Source organism: Brachybacterium sp. AOP43-C2-M15 (assembly GCF_052446295.1).
GTDB lineage: Bacteria > Actinomycetota > Actinomycetes > Actinomycetales > Dermabacteraceae > Brachybacterium.
Genome location: NZ_JBQSWB010000004.1, coordinates 212,794 through 232,920 on the forward strand (window position 1 = coordinate 212,794; position 20,127 = coordinate 232,920).

A 20,127-nucleotide genomic window follows, 5' to 3' on the forward strand; every position below is an offset into this window, starting at 1 on the left:
AGCCCCGCCATGTTCCTGGTCCCTGATCGGCGCAGCCTGCGGCGGCTGGGCCCCGACCTGGCACTGCTGCTGACCGGGCTTCCCCTCACCCTGCTCGCGGTGGCGGTGCTGCTGCCGCTGGCCGCGATCTCGACCGGCCTGGCCGTCCTCTGGGTCGGGGTGCTGCTGTTCCCGCTGACGCTCACCCTCGCCTCCGGCTTCGCGCACTGGGACCGGGCCCGCCTGCGGCGCTGGGGGATGGAGATCGCCGACCCGCGATACCGGCCGACGGGGGCCGGCGCCCGAGGGCTGCTGCGTCGCACCACCGATGCGCGGCGCTGGCTGGACCTCGGCTTCGAGGGGCTGATCGCCCTGCCCGTCCGCGTGCTCACCGCGACGACGGCCCTGGCCTGGGGTCTCGGCGCCCTGGCCGGGCTCACCTCACCGGTGTGGGGCCGCCTGCTGCCCCCGCAGCTGCGGGAGATCCCCGGGCAGTGGGCGCTCGCACTGGTCGCGGGCCTCCTCCTCGCCCTGACCCTGCCCGCGATGGTGCATCTGCTGGCCCGCCTCGACGCGATCCTCACCGCTCCCCTGCTGGGCGGCGCGGAGTCCGACCCCCGTCTCCCCGCCTGGCCGGGCAGCGGGGCCTCACGGCTGCCCACCTCCTCGGACGCCCGACTGCGCGAGGCCGCGTGGACCTGGATGACGATCGCCTTCCTCGCCTTCGTGCTGGTGGTCGTGGCCTGGCCGGTGACCGTCGAGGTCTACGACGTCCATCCCGCCACCGCGATGGTCGTGACCACGGCAGGGGGCGCCGCCGCGCTGCTGGGAGCACGGTGGCCGTGGGCGGGGCTCGCCCTCTCGGCGGTCTCGGCCCTCGCGATGATGCTCGTGACCGCTCCCGCGCAGGCGGAGGCGCCCTGGCCGTGGCCGGTGACGGCACTGCTCGCCCAGTGCCTCACCCTCTCCGTCCTCGCCGTGCTCCACCGCTGGTACTGGGTCCTGTCGGCCTGGTCCGCCGGCGCCGTCCTCACCCTGGCCGCACTGGTGGTGACCGATCCCGCCACCATGGCCGGCGGCACCCTGCGGGCGGTGACGACCAACGGCGTGGTGCTGGTGGCGATCAGCGGCGGCGTCGTGCTGCTGGGGCTCACCGCGCGCCAGTGGATCCTGGTGCGCGGCCAGGTGGAGCGCGCGCAGACCGTGAGCGCCGAGGAGATGCGGCGACGGCGCGAGCTCGAGGAGCGCGGCCGCATCGCCCGCGAGCTGCACGACGTGGTCGCGCACTCCATGTCCGTCATCACCGTGCAGGCGGGCACCGCGAGGTTCCGCCTGCAGCACCTGGACGAGGCCACCGTGAGCGAGTTCGAGGACATCGCCGCCTCCTCCCGGCAGGCGCTGGGCGAGATGCGCTCGCTGCTCGCGATCCTGCGCACCGACGACTCCCTCGCGGAGGTGCCGATGCCGGGGCTGGGGGACGTCGAGGAGCTGGTGGTGTCCTCCCGCAGCGCGGGCGCGGCGATCACCGCCGAGCTCGAGGACGTCCCCGCCCCGCCGACGGTCGGGCTCACCGGCTACCGCGTGGTGCAGGAGGGGCTCAGCAACGCCCTGCGCCACGCCCGCGGGGCGGCGATCGAGGTGCGGGTCCTCGCCCGGGCCGGCGTCCTGCTGATCAGCGTCCTGAACGGGCCCCCTCCGCCCTCGGCCGCTCCGCAGGAGCGGATCCCGGGTGCCGGGCTGGGGCTGGCCGGGACCCGCGAGCGCGTCGGCGCCCTCGGCGGCACCGTCGAGAACGGTCCGACGCCGGGCGGCGGATACGCGCTGCGGGTGCGGATCCCGCTGGCGGGACCCCTACCCGGGTAGGGGGTCGAGGTTCGCTCCGGCGGGGGACGCGCGGAGCGGCTCCCGGGCATAGCGTCGGGACCATGACCACCACTGTCGAGCCCGCCGCGCCCCCGTACCGCGCCGCCGCGCACACCCGCGACTACTTCGAGCTCTCCCGTCGGGTCAAGGAGGCGGGCCTGATGGGCCGCAACGTGCGCTCCTATATGGTGCGCACCGCGGTGCTCGCCGCCGCGCTCCTCGGCGCCTTCGCCCTGCTGCTCACCCTCGGCGGCACCTGGTGGCAGCTCGCCGTGGCCGCCCTGTTCGGGATCCTGTTCACCCAGGCCGCGTTCCTGGGCCACGACGCCGCGCACCAGCAGGTGTTCTCCAACGGCCGCCGCAACGAATGGTTCTCCCGCATCGTCGGGAGCTTCGTGGTGGGACTGAGCATCGCCTGGTGGAACCGCAAGCACAACAAGCACCACGCCCACCCCAACACGATCGGCCGCGACGGCGACATCGCCGGCGGCGTGCTCGTGTTCGTGCCCGGCGACCAGGAGGGTCGCACCGGGTTCATGGGCTGGCTCGCCCGGCACCAGGGCTATGCCTTCATCCCGCTGCTGAGCCTGTTCGCCTTCGTGCTCCACTACGAGGCGATCTCCTCGCTCCTGCGCCAGGATCGGGTCAAGCACCGCGCCCTCGAACTGACCCTGGTGCTGGTGCGCATCCTCGGATTCCCCGCCCTCGTGCTGATCACGCTCGGACCCGGCCTCGGCGCCGCCTTCCTCGCCGTGCAGTTCGCGGTCTTCGGCATCACCATGGGCGGCTCCTTCGCCCCCAACCACAAGGGCATGGCGCTGATCCCGAAGGACCTCGAGGTCGACTTCCTGCGCCGACAGGTGCTCACCAGCCGCAACATCACCGGCGGCCGCCTGATGAATATCGCGATGGGCGGGCTGGACCTCCAGATCGAGCACCACCTGTTCCCGCGGATGCCCTCGGCGAACCTGCGCAAGGTGCAGCCGATCGTCAAGGAGTTCTGCGCCGAGCGCGGCATCACCTACACCGAGACGGACCTGGTCTCCTCCTACCGGGTCATCATCCGCTACCTGAACCGGGTGGGGCTCGGATACGCGGATCCCATGGACTGCCCGCTGGCCTCGCAGCTGCGCGGAGCCCCGCTCAGCGCCTGAGACCGGGACGCCGCCGGACGACGGCGCGCCGCGCACCCCGCGCTGAGCGAGGCGGTATGGTCGGCCCATACGCCTACCCCTTCACGGGCAGTGCAGCCCCGGCCCGGTGGCCGGTCGGTACGGGGCGTCCGTGGAGGCCGATCCGGCCGGGATCACCTCATGTCTTCCACCCCGCACTGGTCGCCCGGCGACCAGGTGACCTGGACCTACTACACACCTCAGCACCCCACCCGCACCGTCCGCCCCGGCACCGTCGTGCTGGACGACGACCGCGGGGTGGTGGTCTGGATCGCGCCCGGCACAGAGGTGCTGCTGCCCGTGCTGGAGTCCGGGGCGGCGCTGCGCCGGGCCGGCGACGAGGGCATGTTCACGGCGCCGCGGGTCCAGTCCAAGCAGCTGTGGACCGGCAACGGCATCCTCATGATCGGCCTGCCGGGACGTCCCTACTCGATCTGGCTGTTCTACAAGGACGACGGCTCGCTGGGCTGCTACTACGTGAACCTCGAGACGCCGTTCGAGCGCACCGAGGAGGGCGTGCGCACCCGCGACCTGGTGCTCGACCTGGTGGTGCTGCCGCGCCGCGACTGGCACTACAAGGACGAGGACGAGCTCGAGGGCGCCGAGCGCACCGGGTACTTCACCGGCGAGGAGATCGAGGGGATCCGCGCGGCGGGACGCGAGGCGGAGCAGCACATCGCCGACTGGTCCTACCCCTTCTCCGCCGGCTACGAGTACTTCTTCCCGGACCCGAAGTGGCCCCTGCCCCGACTGCCCGAGCACTACACCTGGGACCTGGACCTCACCCGCCGCTGAGGCGCGTCCCGCCGCCCGCGGCCCACGGGCTCAGGAGAGCTGCTGCGTGAAGATCCTCGAGAAGCGGGACCGCACGGCGAGGAGCTCCTCGTAGGTCCCCGACTCGATGATCCGCCCCTGCTCGAGGACGTGGATGCGGTCCATGCCGCGCAAGGTCCAGGCCCGGTGCGAGACGACCACGGTGATGTGCTCCGCCGCCGTCTCGCGCAGATGGGCGAAGACCTCCTGCTCCGCCTCCGCGTCGATGGCCGAGGTCGGCTCGTCGAGGATCCGGAGGCCGGCCCCGCGCAGATGGATGCGGGCCAGCGCGATCCGCTGCCACTGCCCGCCCGAGAGGCCGACGCCGCCGAACTGCGGACCCAGCATCGTCCCCAGCCCGTGCGGGAGGGCGCGCACCAGGTCACCGGCGCGCGCGGCGTCCAGCGCGGCCCAGATCTCCTCCTCGCCCACGTCGGTGCGCGGCGTGCCGAGCGCGACCGCGTCCCGCACGCTCATCTCGTACCGTCCGAACTCCTGGGTGACCAGGCCGATGCGGCCGAAGCGCTCGGCGGCGGTGAGCTCGGAGGCATCGGCGCCGTCCAGCAGCACCTCGCCCGACTCCGGGAGGACGATGCCCATCACGGCGTTGACCAGCGACGTCTTGCCCGCCCCGTTGACGCCGACCAGGGCGATCATCTCCCCGCGCTCGGCGCGGAGGCTCGCACCGTCCAGGGCGCGGGCGTCGGCGCCGGGATAGCGGACGCTCACCCCGCGCACCTCGAGGCGCTCGATGGCCGGGACCACCCGCTGGACCTCGGACTCCCCGGGCAGCGCCTCGACCTCGCGGAAGCGGGCGATGAGAGGACCGGCGGAGATCACGTCGCCGATGGCGAAGCCGGCGCCGCGCGTGGCCTGCAGCCCGGCGATGACGCCGAGCACCCCGGCGCTCAGGCCCGCGGCGCCGCCGCCCGCGGCGAGCACCGCGATCAGGGCGCCGCCGAGGAGGACGGCGGTGACCGCTCCCCCGAGCAGGTCGCCGCGCAGCAGGAGGGCGTACAGCCGGTCCTGGACGCCCGACATCCGGGCGTGGGCGGCGGTCGCGTCCCGGGCGACCCTGGGCCCGGTCCCCAGTGTCGCCAGCTCGGTGCCGGTGCGGGCGACGACGAGCTGGTCGAGCAGGTAGCGGAACCGGGCGCCGTACGCCGCCGCCTCCTCGAAGCGGCGGTCCTGGACCCCGGCCGACCACGCGAAGATCACCAGGTTCGGCACCAGCGCCGCGACCACCAGGACGGCGGCGAGCGCGGAGTAGGGCAGGATCGCGCCGCCCAGGGCGAGCGCGGCCAGCAGGGAGGAGAGCGCCCCGACCACCGCGCCGGGGCTGCGGGAGAGGGCGAAGGTGCTGGTGCGGACCCCGTCCAGGAGCGCGTGGACCCGCGGATCGCTGACCCGTCCCGGAGGCAGAGCGGCGGCCGCCTCGGCCAAGCGGGAGTTCAGGGCGAGCATGAGCCGCAGGGAGATCCGCTGGCCCACGAGGTTCTCGGCGCTGGTGAGGATCTGGCCCAGACCCACCAGCGTCGTGAGCAGCAGAAGCGGGAGCAGCGCCGCACGGGCCCCCTCGTGCTCGGCGGCGCCGACCAGCCAGGCCACGGCACGCACCTGCGCGGCGGGCACCAGCGCGAGCACGAGCGCGGTGAGGGCGGTGAGCAGGAACCAGGCCGGGCAGCGGCGCACCGCGAGCGCGAGGGACCAGCGCACGCCCGCGAGCACCCGTCGGACGCCGACGGTGCGCGCAGGATCGGCGTCGTCGCTCCCGGCAGGCATGCGAGCACCCTACCGAGCAGGCACCTCCGCGGCCCGGGAATATCGGACCGGCTCGGGGGTTCGGCACGGCGCCGGGCCGGACGGTGGCAGGATGGAGCGCATGGCATCCGAGAACCTCACTCGGGACGAAGCCCGCAGCCGCGCCTCGTTCCTCCGCACCGACTCCTACGACATCCGCCTGGACCTCACCACCGACGAGCGGACGTTCCTCACCGAGACCACGATCCGCTTCTCCTCCTCCTCCGCCGTGGAGACCTTCCTCGACCTCATCGCGCAGGAGGTGACCGAGATCGAGCTCAACGGCGAGCTGCTCCCCGATCCTGCCTCCCGCTTCGACGGGGCGCGCGTGCGCCTCCCCGCCCTCGTCGAGGGCCCGAACACGGTGCGGGTGCTGGCCACCGGCCGCTACATGAACACCGGGGAGGGCCTGCACCGCTTCGTGGACCCGGTCGACGACGAGGTGTACCTCTACACGCAGTTCGAGGTCTCCGACGCCCGGCGCATGTTCGCCTGCTTCGAGCAGCCCGACCTCAAGGCGACCTTCGCCCTGACCGTCACCGCCCCCGCCCACTGGCGGGTCATCTCCAACGCCCCCACCCCGGAGCCGTCGGCCGCTGCGGAGGGAACGGCGACCTGGACCTTCGAGCCCACCGAGCGGATCTCCACCTACCTGGTCGCGCTGATCGCCGGCAACTACCAGGGCGGCACCGGCGAGGTCACCACGCGCGACGGACGCACCCTCGACATGGGCGTGTTCGCGCGCGCCTCGCTCGCCGAGCACGTCGACGCCCAGAACGTCATCGACGTGACGAAGGCCGGGATCGACTTCTACGAGCAGGCCTTCGACCAGGACTTCCCGTTCCGCAAGTACGACCAGGTGTTCGTGCCGGAGTACAACATGGGGGCGATGGAGAACCCCGGGGCGATCACCTACGTGGAGGCGTACGTGTTCCGCTCGGACGTCTCCGACGCGATCCGCGAGCGCCGCGACCTCACGATCCTCCACGAGCTCGCCCACATGTGGTTCGGGGACCTGGTGACCATGCGCTGGTGGGACGACCTGTGGCTCAACGAGTCCTTCGCCGAGTACGCCTCCACCCTCGCCAGCGCCGAGGCCACCGGCTGGACGGACTCCTGGACCACCTTCGCGCTGTCCGAGAAGGGCTGGGCCTACCAGCAGGACCAGCTCCCCTCGACCCATCCCGTCGTCGCGGACATGGTCGACCTCGAGGCGGTCGAGACCAACTTCGACGGCATCACCTACGCCAAGGGCGCCTCGGTGCTGCGCCAGCTGGTGGCCTACGTGGGGCGCGAGGAGTTCTTCGCCGGAGTGCGTGCGTACTTCGCGAAGCACGCCTGGGGGAACACCGAGCTGAGCGACCTGCTGGCCGAGCTCGAGGCCACCAGCGGCCGCGACCTGAGCTCCTGGGCGCAGCTGTGGCTGCAGCAGGCCGGGGTCACCACCCTGCACCCCGTCATCGAGCGCGACGGGGACGGCACGGTGACGAGCTTCGCGATCGCACAGACCGCCCCGCAGGAGCACCGCACCCTGCGCCCCCACCGGCTGCAGGTGGGCGGGTTCTCGCTGCGGGACGGCACCCTGGTGCGCACCGAGTCCGTCGAGCTCGACGTCGACGGAGAGCTCACCGAGGTGCCGGAGCTGGCCGGGAAGCGCGCCGATCTGTGGCTGCTCAACGACGGCGACCTCGCCTACACCAAGGTGCGCCTGGACGAGCAGTCACTCGCCGTGGCGATGGAGCACCTGCGCGACCTCGACGACTCCCTGGCCCGCACCCTGCTGTGGTCCGCGGCCTGGGACATGGTGCGCGACGGAGAGCTGCCCAGCCGCCGCTACCAGCAGCTGCTGCTCGCGAACCTCACCGGGGAGAGCTCCTCCTCGGTGGTGCGCACCCTGCTGCAGCAGCTGGAGACGGTCGCCGGGCCCTACGCGGCTGTCGACCAGCGCGCGCTGCGCACCGAGCAGGCGGCCGACGCGGTCTGGGCGCTCGCGGAGGCGGCCGAGGCGGGCTCCGACGCGCAGCTGCAGTTCGTGGAGAGCTTCGCGCGTCTGTCCCGCTCCGAGGAGCACCGCCACACCCTCGAGGGGCTGCTGGGCGGCAGCATCGCCCTCCCGGGCCGCGAGATCGACACGGAGCTGCGCTGGAAGCTCGTCATCTCCCTGGCCGTGCTCGGCGGGATCGACGCCGCCGGCATCGACGAGCAGCTGGCGGCCGATGACACCCAGTCCGGTCGCAAGCACGCGCTGACCGCCCGCGCCGCGCTGCCCACCGAGGTCGCCAAGGCCAAGGCCTGGCGGCGCACGATGGAGAAGGACACCCTCGCCAACGAGTCGATCACCGCCGTGGTCCAGGGCTTCCGTCGGGTGGTGGACGAGGACCTGCTCGCCCCGTACCGCCAGCGGTACTTCGACGCCATCGCGCAGGTGTGGCAGGAGCGCTCGAACGAGATCGCGACCCGCCTGGTCGGCGGCTACTTCCCTCACTCCTACGGCGGACAGGGCGTGCTGGACGCGGCCGACGCCTGGCTCGCGGACGCCGAGGAGGCCCCCTTCGGGCTGCGGCGCATCGTCATCGAGGGCCGGGACACGGTCGCCCGGCAGGAGCGCGTCCGCGCCGCGGACATCGGCTGACGGGACTCCGGGCGCCGGGGAGCCGCTCGGAGCTGCCCGGTGCTGCCCGGGGCGGGCTCGGGACGGTGACCGACCTCGCCCCCGGCCGCCCCGGACTTTCGCGCCCGCGGGCATTATCGTCGAGAGCATGTTGGACGACCCCCTGGATCCCGGACGCGTGCTGTCCGCGCCGACCACCGACGACGCCCTGTCCCTGATGGACCAGCTGCTGCGCTGGCTGGCCACCAGCGGGATCAAGATCGTCATCATCGTGGTCGCCGCGAGCCTGGTGAGCCTGCTGGCGGGGTGGCTGCTGCGCCGCTTCTTCCGCACCATGGCCCAGTCCGGGTCGAAGATCTCGAGCGTCACCGGCACCGTCATCAAGCGGGACCCGCGGTCCCAGAAGGCCGCCCAGGCACGTCGGGAGCAGCGCGCCAGCACGCTGTCGAACGTGGCCCGCAACATCGCGCACGTGATGATCTGGTCGGTCGCCTCGGTGATGATCCTCTCCGAGATCGGCGTGAACGTCGCCCCGGTGATCGCGAGCCTCGGCGTGGTGGGCCTGGCCGCCGGCATCGGCGCGCAGACCATCATCAAGGACGTGGTCGCCGGCGTGGTGATGCTGTTCGAGGACATCGTCGCGGTCGGCGACTGGGTGGACCTCGAGTTCGCCGAGGGCACCGTCGAGTCGATCAACCTGCGCGCCACCCAGGTGCGCGGGGTCGACGGCGTCCTGTGGACCGTGCGCAACGGCGAGATCGTGCGCGTGGGCAACTACGCGCGCGGCTTCTCCAACGCGGTGGTGGTGCTCGACATCGACGCCGACGCCGACGACGAGCTCGTCACCCAGGTCGTCGAGACGGTCTCCGCCGAGATCGTCGAGGACCCCGAGTGGAGCCCCCTGATCCTCGGCGGCGCCGCGATCACCGGCATCCTCGACGTCGACGGGAACCGCTATCAGCGGCGCGTGACGGTGCAGACCGTGCCCGGCCAGCAGTGGGGCGTCGAGCGCGAGCTGCGTGCCCGGATCCGCCGCGGTTTCGCCGCCTCCGACATCGCCTTCGCGATGCCCCGCTTCGTCGAGAGCGGGGCGAAGTGACCGAGCAGATCAGCTTCTACGAGGCCGTCGGCGGCCACGAGACCTTCGAGCGCCTGGTGGACCGCTTCTACGAGGGCGTGGCCGAGGACCCGCTGCTGCGGCCGATGTACCCCGAGGAGGACCTCACCGGGGCCAAGCACCGGCTGCGCACCTTCCTCGAGCAGTTCTGGGGCGGCCCGAAGACCTACGGCGAGGAGCGCGGTCATCCGCGCCTGCGGATCCGCCACGCTCCCTTCCCGGTCTCCCCCTCGGCCCGGGACGCGTGGCTGCGCCACATGCGCGCGGCGGTCGACTCCCTGGAGCTGCCGCCCCTGCACGAGCAGACGCTGTGGGACTATTTCGAGCGGGCCGCGAGCTCTTTGGTGAACACGGCCGACGGCGGGGAGGCCCCGGCCGCCGGGGCGGAGGTGCCGGACCGGCTGAGCTGAACCGGGCACCGCGCTGCCGGGGCGTCGCTCCCCCGGTGCCCTCAGTCGCGGAAGCGCAGCGGCTCTCCCGCGAACGGCTCGAGCTCCTCCCTGGTCCGCGCCTCGAGGCGCACGGGTGCGCCGGAGTCCGCGTCGACCAGCACCACCACGGTGCGCGCACGCGCGTACGGCGCGGCGCCCTCGGGATCGTCGCGGGTGAGCACCAGGTAGTCGACGCTCAGGCTCGCCCCGCCGATCCGGGACAGCCACAGCCGGACCACCACGCCGTCCCGCCGGTGCCCGAGCGGCCGGGCGTACTCGATCCGCTGCGAGGCGATGACGGTGCTCAGCGCGGCGCCGGCACCGCTGACGGGCAGCGCCGCGGGCGGCTGCGGTGCTCCGAGCGCGACCTGCTCGGCGGGCGGCTGCCAGAAGGCGGCGATGCGCGCCTCCTCGAGCAGGCGCACCACCGCCGCGTTGTTCACATGGCCGTAGGCGTCCAGGTCGGTCCACCTCACCGGGACGGTGATGTCGATCGGCTGCGGGGCGGAAGAGTTCATGGCTCTCATCGTAGGCCCCATGACCAGTACGATCGTCTCCATGACCTTCCCGCGCACCGACCCGTCGGAGATCGCCGCCGGCCTCGTGGATCTGCTGGATCTGACCGAGACCGCTCCCTTCGGCGAGTTCTCCACGCCCGCCACCGTCGCCGCCTACCAGGGCGAGTCCTCCCCGCAGCCCGGCGGGCACGTCTTCGGCGGCCAGGTGATGGGCCAGGCCGTGATGGCGGTGGGGCGCACCGTCTCCCCCGAGCGCCGCATCCATTCGATGTACTCCTACTTCCTCGCTCCCGGGGACCCCGCGCACCCGATCCGCTTCCAGGTGGACTCCCTGCGGGACGGCGGCTCGTTCTCGGTCCGGCGCGTGCTGGCCACCCAGCCGGGGGTCGAGGCCGACGAGGAGGAGCGCACCATCCTGGCGATGACCGCCTCCTTCCAGGAGGTGCAGGACGGACTCGAGCACTCCGAGAGCGCCCCCGAGGCCCCGGCCCCCGAAGGTCTGCCCACCACGGCCGAGGTGCTCACGGGCATCGACCATCCGATCGCGCACTACTGGTCCACCCAGCGCCCGATCGACATCCGCCACGTCACCGATCCGATCTACCTGCGCCCCGACCCCGCCTCCGACACCGCGGACACGCAGATGGTGTGGATGCGCACCCTGGCCCCCGTCGGCGCGGAGCCGCTGCTGCACGACGCGATCCTCGCCTTCGCGAGCGACTACACCCCCTTCGAGCCGATCCTGCGCCGGCAGGGACTGAGCTGGATGACGCCGGGGCTGAAGATGGCGACCATCGACCATGCGATCTGGTGGCACAAGCACGTGCGCGCGGACGAGTGGCTGCTGTACGTGCAGCGCTCCCCCTCGGCCTCCGGCGGGCGGGGCGTCACGCACGGTCAGGTCTTCGACCGCGGCGGCGACCTGGTCGCGACCGTCACCCAGGAGGGGATGATCCGGGCGCGGCCCGCCGATCGCTGAACGCGGCGACGATCTGCCGCGCCACGGCCTCCGGGCGCTCGGCGTCCATGATCGCCCGCACCACCGCCATGCCGGCGACCCCGGTGGTCGCGAGCGCCGGGGCGTCCGCCGCGGTGAGGCCGCCGATCGCCACCACCGGCAGGCGTGTCTCGTCGACCAGGCGCGCGCTGCCCTCGAGGCCCAGCGGCTCGCGGCCGGAGTCCTTGGTCGGGGTGGGGCGGAAAGGGCCCGCCCCGATGTAGTCGAGCAGGTCGTGGAGGCGCTCCGCCGCGCGGACGGTGGCGAGCGTGCCGGTGGTCATGCCGATGATCGCGTCGTCGCCCAGCAGGGCGCGGGCATCGGGGACCGGGAGGTCCTCCTGGCCCAGGTGCACGCCGTGGACCTCCACCCCGCGGCGGCGGGCGGCCCAGGCCACGTCGACGCGGTCGTCCACCACCACGCGGGTCGCGGGCCGGGCCGCATGGACGGCGTCCGCGACGGCGCAGGCGAGCTCCAGCAGCTCCGGGGTCGAGGCGTCCTTGGCCCGCACCTGGATCATGCCGGCCCCGCCGGCGGCGGCCGCGGCGGCGGCCTCGACCGTGCGGCGTCCGGTGCCCGAGGTCACCAGGTAGCAGCGCAGGTCCAGGCTCATCGTGCCTCCGCCCTGTCCGGGTGGCGCGCCGGTGCCGCGGCGCCGAGCCGCAGCGCCTGGTCGAAGAACTCGAGCTCGTGGCGGCAGGCCAGCAGATAGGCGCGCAGCGCCGCGGCGCGCACCCGCGGCGAGGCGGCCTCGAGCTCGCGCTCGACCTGCGCGAGCGCCTCCTGCGTGGCGGTGACGAAGCCGGGATCGCGGTAGGTGTCGAGCCAGTCGGCGTAGGGGTGGTCCGGTGGGACGGCGGGCAGCGCGGCTCCCGCCTGCGCGTAGAGCCAGTAGCAGGGAAGCACCGCGGCCGCGCCGACGGCGAGGTCCTCCCCGAGCGCCGCGGCCAGCAGGAAGTCGGTGTAGGCGCTCGTCACCGGGGAGGGCTCGGTCCCTGCCCCGGCCTCGTCCCCGTCCCCGAGACGGCTGCGGTGCAGCTCCGACTCGACGGTCAGGCAGTCCGTGGCCCCGCGGGACCAGAGCTCCTGGGCCGCGGGGTCGCTCGACCTGGCGGCCAGCGCGGCGAGCGAGCGCGAGTACCGGCGCAGGTAGTGGGCGTCCTGGTCGAGGTAGAAGGCGAACTCCAGCTCGTCCAGGCTGCCGTCGACCAGGGCCCGCACGAACTCGGAGCCGGCGATCGCGCGGGCGGTGTCCTCCCCCGCCGCCCACAGCGCGGCGGTCCAGGGCCCGGCGGGCGGGACGGCGGAGCGGACCGGCTCCGTCCCCGGGGCCTCGCGCCCCGGCGCCGCGGGGACGTCCTGCACGGTGCCGAGAACCGCGGGCAGGTGGGCCGGGACCAGCCACGGCGTGGACTCCCCGGCGCTCTGCAGACGGCGCGCGCGGTGGAAATGGTCGACCGGTCCGTGGCCGGTCCCCACCCGCAGCGCCTCGCCGTGGGCGATCGCCTCGTGGAGCCATCGGGTCGACCAGGCCAGCGCCTCCTCCGGTCCGTCCCCGGCCGCCAGCCGGGTCGCGAGCGCCGAGGAGAGGGAGCAGCCCGTGCCGTGGGTGCTGGTCGCCTCGAGCCGGGTCGAGCGGACGGGGTGCACGGTCCCGTCGGGACGCACCCAGCTGTTGGTGACCCGGCGGGAGCGGAGGTGGCCCGTCTTGACCACGACGGCGACCCCGGTCTCCGCGGACCATCGGCTCGCCTGGGCGAGAGCCTCCTGCTCGTCGGCGGCGGGCTCGCGGCCGGTCAGCCGGGCGAGCTCCTCAATGTTGGGGGTGACGACGTCCGCGCGGCGGCAGAAGTCGATCATCGCCTCCTCGGCCTCGGGCTCCAGCAGGCTGTCCCCGCTGGTCGCGACCATCACCGGGTCGACGACCAGGAGCGGTGGCGGGGTCCCGTCGAGCCAGGCCGCGACGGTGCGGATGATCTCCGCGGTGGCCAGCATGCCCGTCTTGACGGCATCGATGCGCACGTCCTCGCCGACGGCCCGGAGCTGCTCGGTGAGGAAGGACGCGGGCGGGACGTGGATCTCCCGGACCCCACGGGTGTTCTGGGCCACCAGCGCGGTGACCGCGCTCATGCCGTAGCCGCCCGCCGCGGCGATGGACTTCAGGTCCGCGGCGGTGCCGGCGCCCCCGGAGGGGTCGGTGCCCGCGATCGAGAGCACGCGGGGAACTCGGGCAGGATACGTCGGTGTCATGGGGACATCCCTTCGCCAGTACGAACTAGATCAGGTTCCACGGGTGTGTTCTCAGCGCCGGCGGGCGCACCCCGTGTCCGCGGATCAACGTACCAGTCCCGGGGATCAGCCCGGTCCCGGGCATCAGCCCATCGCGGCGCGAGTCCGGGCGAGGGCGGCGGTGGTCATCTGCTGCACGTCGGGCAGCGTGCCGGCGGCCGCGACCGGCAGTCGTCCCGGCCGGCACCTCTCAGGCGGTGGTGACCAGCCCGAGCTCGGCGCGGGAGGCCAGCACCGGATGCTGCGGGGTGATCCGCACGGTGCACCCCTTCTCGCCGGGTGCGGTGAGGGCGAAGCGGGCGGTCCAGCGACCGTCCTCCCCCCGCTGCAGCGGGATCAGCTGAGGATCGATGATCTCCTCCCCGGTGCCGATCTCTCCCAGGACCGCCTCGACGAGCACGTCCGCGTCGCCCAGACCGCCCAGCTCGACGTCGGCGACCAGGGTGATCTCGGCGCCGGTGGGGACGGAGCCGTCGGCGACGCCCTCGAGATGCACCCCGGCGACCGAGACGCCGGACCAGGCGTCCTGCACCCCCGCCTTCCAGGCGGTGAACTCGCCGGCCAGCGCGGGATCCGCGACGAAGGCCGAGGCGGCGCGGGACGCCGGGAGGTACAGGTCGGTGACGTAGTCCCGGACCATGCGGGCGGCGGTGATCTGCGGGGCCACCTTCACCAGCGAGGAGCGGACCTTCGTCATCCAGCCGCGCTGCATGCCGCGGGCGTCGCGCTCGTAGAACAGCGGGACGATCGACTGCTCGAGGATCTCGTAGAGCGCCTCGGCCTCGATCGCGTCGCGCTGCGCCTGGTCGGCGACCTCCGCGGTGGGGATGGTCCACCCCGCCGAGTCATCCTTCATCTCGTCCCACCAGCCGTCGGAGACGGAGAAGGTGAGCCCGCCGTTGAGGACGGCCTTCATGCCGGAGGTGCCCGAGGCCTCCTCCGGGCGGATCGGGTTGTTCAGCCACACGTCGGAGCCCGCGATGAGCACCGAGGCCATGCGGATGTCGTAGTCGGGCAGGAAGGCGATGCGGTGGCGCACCCCGTGGTCGTCGGCGAACTGCACCAGCTGCTGGAGGAACTCCTTGCCGGGCCGATCGGCCGGATGGGACTTGCCGGCCACCACGATCTGGACCGGCCGGTCCTCGTCGAGCAGGATCCTCTTCAGCCGCTCGGGGTCCGAGAGCATCAGCGTCAGGCGCTTGTAGGTCGAGACCCGGCGGGCGAAGCCGATGGTCAGCGCGCGGGGGTCGAGGATGTGGTCGGTCCAGGCCAGCTCGGCCTCGTCGGCACCGCGGCGCAGCCAGGACTCCTTGACGTGCTCGCGCGCCATGTCGACCAGGTCCGCGCGCAGCGCATCGCGGGTCTCGGTGAGCTCGTGGTCGGTGAGGGTCGCCAGTGCGCTCCAGTCGCTCAGGGACGAGACGTCCACGTCCCCGAGGGCCTTCTTGAACAGGTCGTCCATGTGCGCGGAGGTCCAGGTCCGACGGTGCACGCCGTTGGTGACCGAGCCGATCGGCACCTCGGGCACCTCGAAGCCGGGGTAGAGGTCCTGGAACATGGCGCGGGAGACGGCGCCGTGGAGCCTCGCGACCCCGTTGGAGCGCTGGGCGATGCGGAAGCCGAGCTGGGCCATGTTGAACACGTCCCCGCCCTCCTCGATGCCGAGTGCGAGCGCGGCCTCCACCGGCAGCGAGGGGATCAGACGCGAGAGCCCGCTGCCGTCGGCGTCGAGGTAGCTGCGCAGCTGGGAGGCGTCGAAGCGGTCGATGCCGGCGGGCACCGGGGTGTGGGTGGTGAACACCGTGCCCGCACGCACCTCGGCGACGGCCTCCGAGAACCCGGCGCCGTCCTCCATCCTGCGTCCCACGCGCTCGAGACCCGAGAACCCGGCGTGGCCCTCGTTGAGGTGGAACACGGTGGGCGACGGGGCGCCGCTGAGGGCGGTGAAGGCCTCGACGGCGCGCACTCCGCCGATGCCGAGCACGATCTCCTGCACGATGCGGTGCTCGTGGTCGCCGCCGTAGAGGCGGTCGGTGATCTCGCGGGCCTGCTCGTCGTTGGGGGCGACGTTGGTGTCCAGCAGCAGCAGCGGGACGCGGCCCACCTGCGCCTTCCACACGCCGATCGCGACCTCCCGCTCCCCCGGCAGGGTCACCGCGACCCGCAGCTGCTCGCCGTCCGCGGCGAGGACCGGCTCGACCGGCAGCCGCTCGGGATCGTTGAGCCGGTAGTCCTCCTGCTGCCAGCCGCTGCGGTCGAGGGACTGGGAGAAGTAGCCCCACTGGTAGAGCAGCCCGACCGCGATCAGCGGCACGCCGAGGTCGGAGGCGGACTTCAGGTGGTCGCCCGCGAGGATGCCCAGACCGCCGGAGTAGATCGGGAGGGTCGGGGAGATCCCGAACTCCATGGAGAAGTAGGCGATCGAGGAGCCGTCGCCGTCGCCCTGCGTTCCCGGGACGGTCCGCTGGAACCAGCGCCCGGAGTCCAGGTAGGTGCGCAGATCGCCGACCTCGGAGCGCATCCGCGCGAGGAAGTCGTCGTCGCGAGCGGCCTCGGCGAGGCGCCCGGCAGAGACCTGGGAGAGCATCGCGATGGGGTTCTCGCCGCTGGCGGCGAAGGCCCGCGGATCCAGGGATCGGAACAGGTCGACGGTCTGCCGACGCCAGGTCCAGCGGAGGTTCAGCGCGAGATCGCGCAGCGGGGCGAGGGCGCCCGGGAGGTCGGAGGAGACCGTGAACGTGGAGATCGGCTTCATGCGGCCACGATACCCGACGCCAGACCTCGATCTTGCATCTGTCTTGCGTCGAGGCCGTGACGGCTCGACCGCCACAGCACCGGCTCTCACCTGCGGCTTCAGTGCGTTCGCCGTCCTGACCCCGTGGCGGGGCAGCTCCGCTCAGCATGTTCTTGCGCGTTCTTTCCATGGGGTCGCGGAGGCCCCGCACCGCCCTCCCGGCCGAGCCTCCCACGCGCGAGGACCCTGACTGCGACAATGGTCCGGCACCGCGGGGGTCGGTGCCACGGCTGAGCAGAGAACGCACGGAGGCGCCCGATGGGGAGCGACGCACGGACCGGGGAGCGCCCTGCCGTCCCCGAGGACACGATCGACCTCCGGGAGCGGCTGGATCCCGTCCGCACGCTGCTGCACCGCGCCTCGGCCGGCGATCGGCGCGCCGCCGGAGCCCTGGTGGACGTGCTCGCCCCCCGCATCCACGGCCTCGCCGCGCATGCCACCGGCTCCTCGGCACGGGCGGAGAGGCTCACCGTGAGCGTGCTCCGCTCCTGCCTGCGCGATGCGGGCGATCTGGCCGCCGGCGTGCTGCCCGGAGAGGTGGCCGTCCTCGACCGGGCACGACGCGCGGTCGTGGCCACGCGCCCCTCGGGGGACGTCCCCTCGCTGCTCGACCCCGGGCACGGCAGCGTCGAGGACCGAACCAGCGACCGCCGCGAGATCGACGTGCTGCGCACGCTGCTGGCCCTGCCTCCCTCCGAGCGCGCCCTCGTCGAGTCGGCCGCCCAGGGTCGGTTCCCCTACAGCGGGTCCGCACGACGCGGCGCCGCCGAGCCTCTCGCCCGCGCCCTGGACCGACTGCGACCGCTCGGCGGACCGGCGGCTCCGGAGGTCCGTGGTCTGGCCGCTCTGGACGCCCTGGCCCTCGCCGATGCCGAGGAGCGCGAGCGGCTGCAGGAGCTGACCGCCTCCCCGGAGTCCGCGAGCATCCATCTGCACGCGATCGAGGCGGCGGCCGCGCTGACGCTGCTGACCGCGGTCGCTCCCTCGCGCGCCCTGCACTCCGCTGTCCTCGAGGACATCGGGGCCGGGCCCCGGACCGACGCCGACGCCGAAGCCGCCTACGGCGGCAGCTACTCCACCCCGGTGCTCGGGACGGACACGCAGCGGAGGATGGTGGGCCCGCCGGCGATGCCCGGCGGGGTGCACGGCAGCGCCGCGGAGCCGTCGGCGCTCTCCCCGGGGGCGCCGGGGGCGCCGCGAGCCGACGGGGCGCCGGGGGCCGAGGGAGCGCCGGTGCGTGAGGAGCCGGGAGCGGCGACGGCGCCCGCCTTCGCCTTCCGGCGCGGCGACGAGAAGGAGCGCTCCCGCCGCGACCGGCGTCGGGAGGAGCAGCGCGCCCGGGACGCGGTCAGGGCGCCGCGCGGGATCCCCTGGATCTCCCGCTCCGTCGCGGCGCTGGCGACGGTCTGCGCCCTGGTGCTGGGCGGACTTCTGCTGAGCTCCCATCAGGACCTCGAGGCCTCCCGCGACTTCTCCGCCGCCTGGATCGAGCTGTCCCTCGCCCCGGGCGCTGAGACGATCGACGGTCTCAGCGACAACGGCAGCTGGCGCGCCGTGCTCAGCACGGAGGGCACCGCCGTGCGCGCCGAGGGCGTGGTCGGCTGGGACGGCGAGGTGCTCGAGCTGTGGGGCGAGAGCGAGGGGAGCACACGCAGCCTGGGCATCCTCGACGTCGCGGACGACGGGACGATCGAGTTCACCGGTACCGGGGCCGCCGACCGGCTGTTCGTGACCCGCGAGATGGCGCCCCGCAGCGAATCCGGCACCCCCTCCCCCCGCGTGGTGGCGACCTTCGGCCCCGCGGCCACCGGCGGTGACGGCTGAGACACCGACCCGGCGGAGGCCGTCCCGGCGGACGTCGATCCGGCGGAAGACCTCGCGAGCAGTCCCGACGCGCCGCGGCGCCCCTGCTCCTCGAGGGAGCGGGGGCGCCGCGGCGGTCCGGGATCCGGGTCAGTCGCGGGTCAGGCGACGGTAGGTCACGCGGTGAGGCCGCGCGGCCTCCTCGCCCAGACGCTGGACCTTGTTGGCCTGGTAGGACTCGAAGTTGCCCTCGAACCAGTACCAGTTCGCCGGGTTCTCCTCGGTGCCCTCGTAGGCCAGGATGTGGGTCGCGACCCTGTCGAGGAACCAGCGGTCGTGCGAGACGACCACGGCGCATCCCGGGAACTCCAGCAGCGCGTTCTCGAGCGATCCGAGGGTCTGGACGTCGAGGTCGTTGGTGGGCTCGTCCAGCAGCAGCACGTTGCCGCCCTGCTTGAGGGTGAGCGCCAGGTTCAGGCGGTTGCGCTCGCCGCCGGAGAGGATCCCGGCCTTCTTCTGCTGGTCCGGGCCCTTGAACCCGAACTGGGAGACGTACGCGCGCGAGGGGATCTCGACCTTGCCCACCTGGATGAAATCCAGCCCGTCGGAGACGACCTCCCAGAGGTTCTTCTCCGGATCGATGTTCTCGCGGTTCTGGTCCACGTAGCTGATCTTGACGGACTTGCCGATCTTCAGCTCGCCGTCGTCGAGCGGCTCGAGGCCCACCATGGTCTTGAACAGCGTCGTCTTGCCGACGCCGTTCGGGCCGATGACGCCGACGATGCCGTTGGGCGGCAGGGTGAAGGAGAGACCGTCGATGAGCACGCGCTCGCCGAAGCCCTTCTTCACGTCCTTGGCGTCGATCACCTGGTTGCCCAGGCGCGGGCCGGGCGGGATGGTGATCTCCTCGAAGTCGAGCTTGCGGGTGCGCTCGGCCTCGGCCGCCATCTCCTCGTACCGCGCCAGACGCGACTTGGACTTCGCCTGGCGGCCCTTGGCGTTGGACCGCACCCACTCCAGCTCCTCCTTGAGGCGCTTGGCGAGCTTCTGGTCCTTCTTGCCCTGGACGGTGAGACGCTCCTCCTTCTTCTCGAGATAGGTGGAGTAGTTGCCCTCGTACCCGATGAGGTGACCGCGGTCGACCTCGGCGATCCACTGGGCGACGTGATCGAGGAAGTACCGGTCGTGGGTGACGGCGATGACGGCGCCCTCGTACTGCTGGAGGTGCTGCTCGAGCCACAGCACGCTCTCGGCGTCGAGGTGGTTGGTGGGCTCGTCCAGCAGCAGCAGGTCGGGCTTCTCCAGCAGCAGCTTGCACAGCGCGACACGGCGCCGCTCACCGCCGGAGAGGTGGGTGACCGGCTCGTCGCCGGGCGGGCAGCGCAGCGCGTCCATCGCCTGCTCGAGCTGGGAGTCCAGGTCCCAGCCGTTCGCGTTGTCGATCTCGGTCTGGAGGGAGCCCATCTCGCTCATCAGCGCGTCGAAGTCCGCGTCGGGCTCGGCCATCTCCTCGCCGATGGCGTTGAAGCGCTGCACCTTCTTGAACAGCTCGCCCATGCCCTCCTGGACGTTCTCCAGGACGGTCTTGGACTCGTCCAGCGGAGGCTCCTGCAGGAGGATGCCGACGCTGTAGCCGGGGCTGAGGCGGGCCTCGCCGTTGGAGGGCTGATCCAGGCCCGCCATGATCTTGAGGATGGTCGACTTGCCGGCGCCGTTGGGGCCGACCATGCCGATCTTGGCACCCGGGTAGAAGCTCATGGAGACGTCATCGAGGATGACCTTGTCGCCCACGGCCTTGCGGGCCTTGTACATGGTGTAGATGAACTCTGCCAACTCGTGTTCCTGTTCGGAGGATGTGGTCTCGGAGGATGTGGTCGAGGACGTCCCCGGGGCGCCCTGGGGCGGCGCCGCGCAGGGGACGTCGCGATCCGACTGTACCC

The 20,127-nt window shown here is 72.9% G+C and carries 14 protein-coding genes and 1 riboswitch; of the genes, 8 read left to right on the forward strand and 6 right to left on the reverse strand.

Going from position 1 to position 20,127, the window contains the following annotated elements:
* Window positions 1-9 precede the first annotated feature (9 nt).
* The 3 genes from ACT3SP_RS06220 to ACT3SP_RS06230 all read left to right on the forward strand — a co-directional run bounded on the left by ACT3SP_RS06220 (window position 10) and on the right by ACT3SP_RS06230 (window position 3,809).
* Window positions 10-1,842: a sensor domain-containing protein gene (locus tag ACT3SP_RS06220; RefSeq protein WP_444586391.1), complete on the forward strand. Its 1,833-nt coding sequence runs from the start codon at window positions 10-12 to the stop codon at window positions 1,840-1,842.
* A gap of 62 nt (window positions 1,843-1,904) precedes the next feature.
* Entirely contained in the window at window positions 1,905-2,996 is a 1,092-nt protein-coding gene (locus tag ACT3SP_RS06225) for a fatty acid desaturase family protein (RefSeq protein WP_444586392.1), read from the forward strand.
* 159 nt (window positions 2,997-3,155) lie between these two features.
* The gene (locus tag ACT3SP_RS06230; protein ID WP_444586393.1) at window positions 3,156-3,809 is read left to right on the forward strand and encodes a DUF402 domain-containing protein; all 654 of its coding nucleotides are present in this window, start codon (window positions 3,156-3,158) and stop codon (window positions 3,807-3,809) included.
* A gap of 30 nt (window positions 3,810-3,839) precedes the next feature.
* On the opposite strand, the gene ACT3SP_RS06235 is transcribed toward ACT3SP_RS06230, so the two are convergent.
* On the reverse strand, window positions 3,840-5,609 hold the full coding sequence (locus tag ACT3SP_RS06235; RefSeq protein WP_444586394.1) for an ATP-binding cassette domain-containing protein: 1,770 nt from the start codon (window positions 5,607-5,609) through the stop codon (window positions 3,840-3,842).
* A gap of 100 nt (window positions 5,610-5,709) precedes the next feature.
* Between ACT3SP_RS06235 and pepN the strand changes: the two genes are divergently transcribed.
* From pepN to ACT3SP_RS06250, 3 genes are all read left to right on the forward strand, one after another.
* A complete protein-coding gene (gene pepN / locus ACT3SP_RS06240; protein WP_444586395.1) occupies window positions 5,710-8,259 on the forward strand; it encodes an aminopeptidase N in 2,550 nt (849 codons plus the stop codon).
* Window positions 8,260-8,386: 127 nt separating this feature from the next.
* The gene (locus ACT3SP_RS06245; RefSeq protein ID WP_444586396.1) at window positions 8,387-9,337 is read left to right on the forward strand and encodes a mechanosensitive ion channel family protein; all 951 of its coding nucleotides are present in this window, start codon (window positions 8,387-8,389) and stop codon (window positions 9,335-9,337) included.
* Window positions 9,334-9,765: a globin gene (locus tag ACT3SP_RS06250; RefSeq protein WP_444586397.1), complete on the forward strand. Its 432-nt coding sequence runs from the start codon at window positions 9,334-9,336 to the stop codon at window positions 9,763-9,765. The genes ACT3SP_RS06245 and ACT3SP_RS06250 overlap by 4 nt, the downstream gene beginning before the upstream one ends.
* A gap of 41 nt (window positions 9,766-9,806) precedes the next feature.
* Here ACT3SP_RS06250 and ACT3SP_RS06255 read toward each other — a convergent pair whose 3' ends face one another.
* Window positions 9,807-10,304 carry an acyl-CoA thioesterase gene (locus ACT3SP_RS06255; protein WP_444586398.1) on the reverse strand — a complete coding sequence of 166 codons (498 nt, stop codon included), beginning with the start codon at window positions 10,302-10,304 and terminating at the stop codon, window positions 9,807-9,809.
* A gap of 40 nt (window positions 10,305-10,344) precedes the next feature.
* Between ACT3SP_RS06255 and ACT3SP_RS06260 the strand changes: the two genes are divergently transcribed.
* Window positions 10,345-11,283, forward strand: coding sequence for an acyl-CoA thioesterase (locus tag ACT3SP_RS06260; protein ID WP_444586452.1), 939 nt, complete (start codon window positions 10,345-10,347; stop codon window positions 11,281-11,283).
* On the opposite strand, the gene ACT3SP_RS06265 is transcribed toward ACT3SP_RS06260, so the two are convergent.
* From ACT3SP_RS06265 to glgP, 3 genes are all read right to left on the reverse strand, one after another.
* Window positions 11,240-11,914, reverse strand: coding sequence for a thiamine phosphate synthase (locus tag ACT3SP_RS06265; protein ID WP_444586399.1), 675 nt, complete (start codon window positions 11,912-11,914; stop codon window positions 11,240-11,242). The two genes, ACT3SP_RS06260 and ACT3SP_RS06265, sit on opposite strands and share 44 nt — an antisense overlap.
* A complete protein-coding gene (locus ACT3SP_RS06270) occupies window positions 11,911-13,551 on the reverse strand; it encodes a bifunctional hydroxymethylpyrimidine kinase/phosphomethylpyrimidine kinase (RefSeq protein WP_444586400.1) in 1,641 nt (546 codons plus the stop codon). Before ACT3SP_RS06270 ends, ACT3SP_RS06265 begins: the two co-directional genes overlap by 4 nt.
* Window positions 13,542-13,635, reverse strand: a riboswitch (TPP riboswitch). (Overlaps the previous gene by 10 nt.)
* 145 nt (window positions 13,636-13,780) lie before the next feature.
* Window positions 13,781-16,345, reverse strand: a complete 2,565-nt coding sequence (gene glgP, locus ACT3SP_RS06275) for an alpha-glucan family phosphorylase (RefSeq protein WP_444586401.1) — start codon at window positions 16,343-16,345, stop codon at window positions 13,781-13,783.
* Between the two features lie 297 nt (window positions 16,346-16,642).
* Here glgP and ACT3SP_RS06280 point away from each other — a divergent pair, with 297 nt between their 5' ends.
* A complete protein-coding gene (locus tag ACT3SP_RS06280) occupies window positions 16,643-18,208 on the forward strand; it encodes a hypothetical protein (protein ID WP_444586402.1) in 1,566 nt (521 codons plus the stop codon).
* Between the two features lie 129 nt (window positions 18,209-18,337).
* Here the strand turns inward: ACT3SP_RS06280 and ettA are convergent, their stop codons facing one another.
* Window positions 18,338-20,020, reverse strand: a complete 1,683-nt coding sequence (gene ettA, locus ACT3SP_RS06285; protein ID WP_444586403.1) for an energy-dependent translational throttle protein EttA — start codon at window positions 20,018-20,020, stop codon at window positions 18,338-18,340.
* Window positions 20,021-20,127 lie beyond the last annotated feature (107 nt).

Bases quoted from the DNA above. Each gene is read 5' to 3' on its own strand.
- ACT3SP_RS06220 (WP_444586391.1), top strand. From the start codon at position 10: ATGTTCCTGGTCCCTGATCGGCGCAGCCTGCGGCGGCTGGGCCCCGAC.
- ACT3SP_RS06225 (WP_444586392.1), top strand. From the start codon at position 1,905: ATGACCACCACTGTCGAGCCCGCCGCGCCCCCGTACCGCGCCGCCGCG.
- ACT3SP_RS06230 (WP_444586393.1), top strand. From the start codon at position 3,156: ATGTCTTCCACCCCGCACTGGTCGCCCGGCGACCAGGTGACCTGGACC.
- ACT3SP_RS06235 (WP_444586394.1), bottom strand. From the start codon at position 5,609: ATGCCTGCCGGGAGCGACGACGCCGATCCTGCGCGCACCGTCGGCGTC.
- pepN (WP_444586395.1), top strand. From the start codon at position 5,710: ATGGCATCCGAGAACCTCACTCGGGACGAAGCCCGCAGCCGCGCCTCG.
- ACT3SP_RS06245 (WP_444586396.1), top strand. From the start codon at position 8,387: ATGTTGGACGACCCCCTGGATCCCGGACGCGTGCTGTCCGCGCCGACC.
- ACT3SP_RS06255 (WP_444586398.1), bottom strand. From the start codon at position 10,304: ATGAACTCTTCCGCCCCGCAGCCGATCGACATCACCGTCCCGGTGAGG.
- ACT3SP_RS06260 (WP_444586452.1), top strand. From the start codon at position 10,345: ATGACCTTCCCGCGCACCGACCCGTCGGAGATCGCCGCCGGCCTCGTG.
- ACT3SP_RS06265 (WP_444586399.1), bottom strand. From the start codon at position 11,914: ATGAGCCTGGACCTGCGCTGCTACCTGGTGACCTCGGGCACCGGACGC.
- ACT3SP_RS06270 (WP_444586400.1), bottom strand. From the start codon at position 13,551: ATGACACCGACGTATCCTGCCCGAGTTCCCCGCGTGCTCTCGATCGCG.
- glgP (WP_444586401.1), bottom strand. From the start codon at position 16,345: ATGAAGCCGATCTCCACGTTCACGGTCTCCTCCGACCTCCCGGGCGCC.
- ACT3SP_RS06280 (WP_444586402.1), top strand. From the start codon at position 16,643: ATGGGGAGCGACGCACGGACCGGGGAGCGCCCTGCCGTCCCCGAGGAC.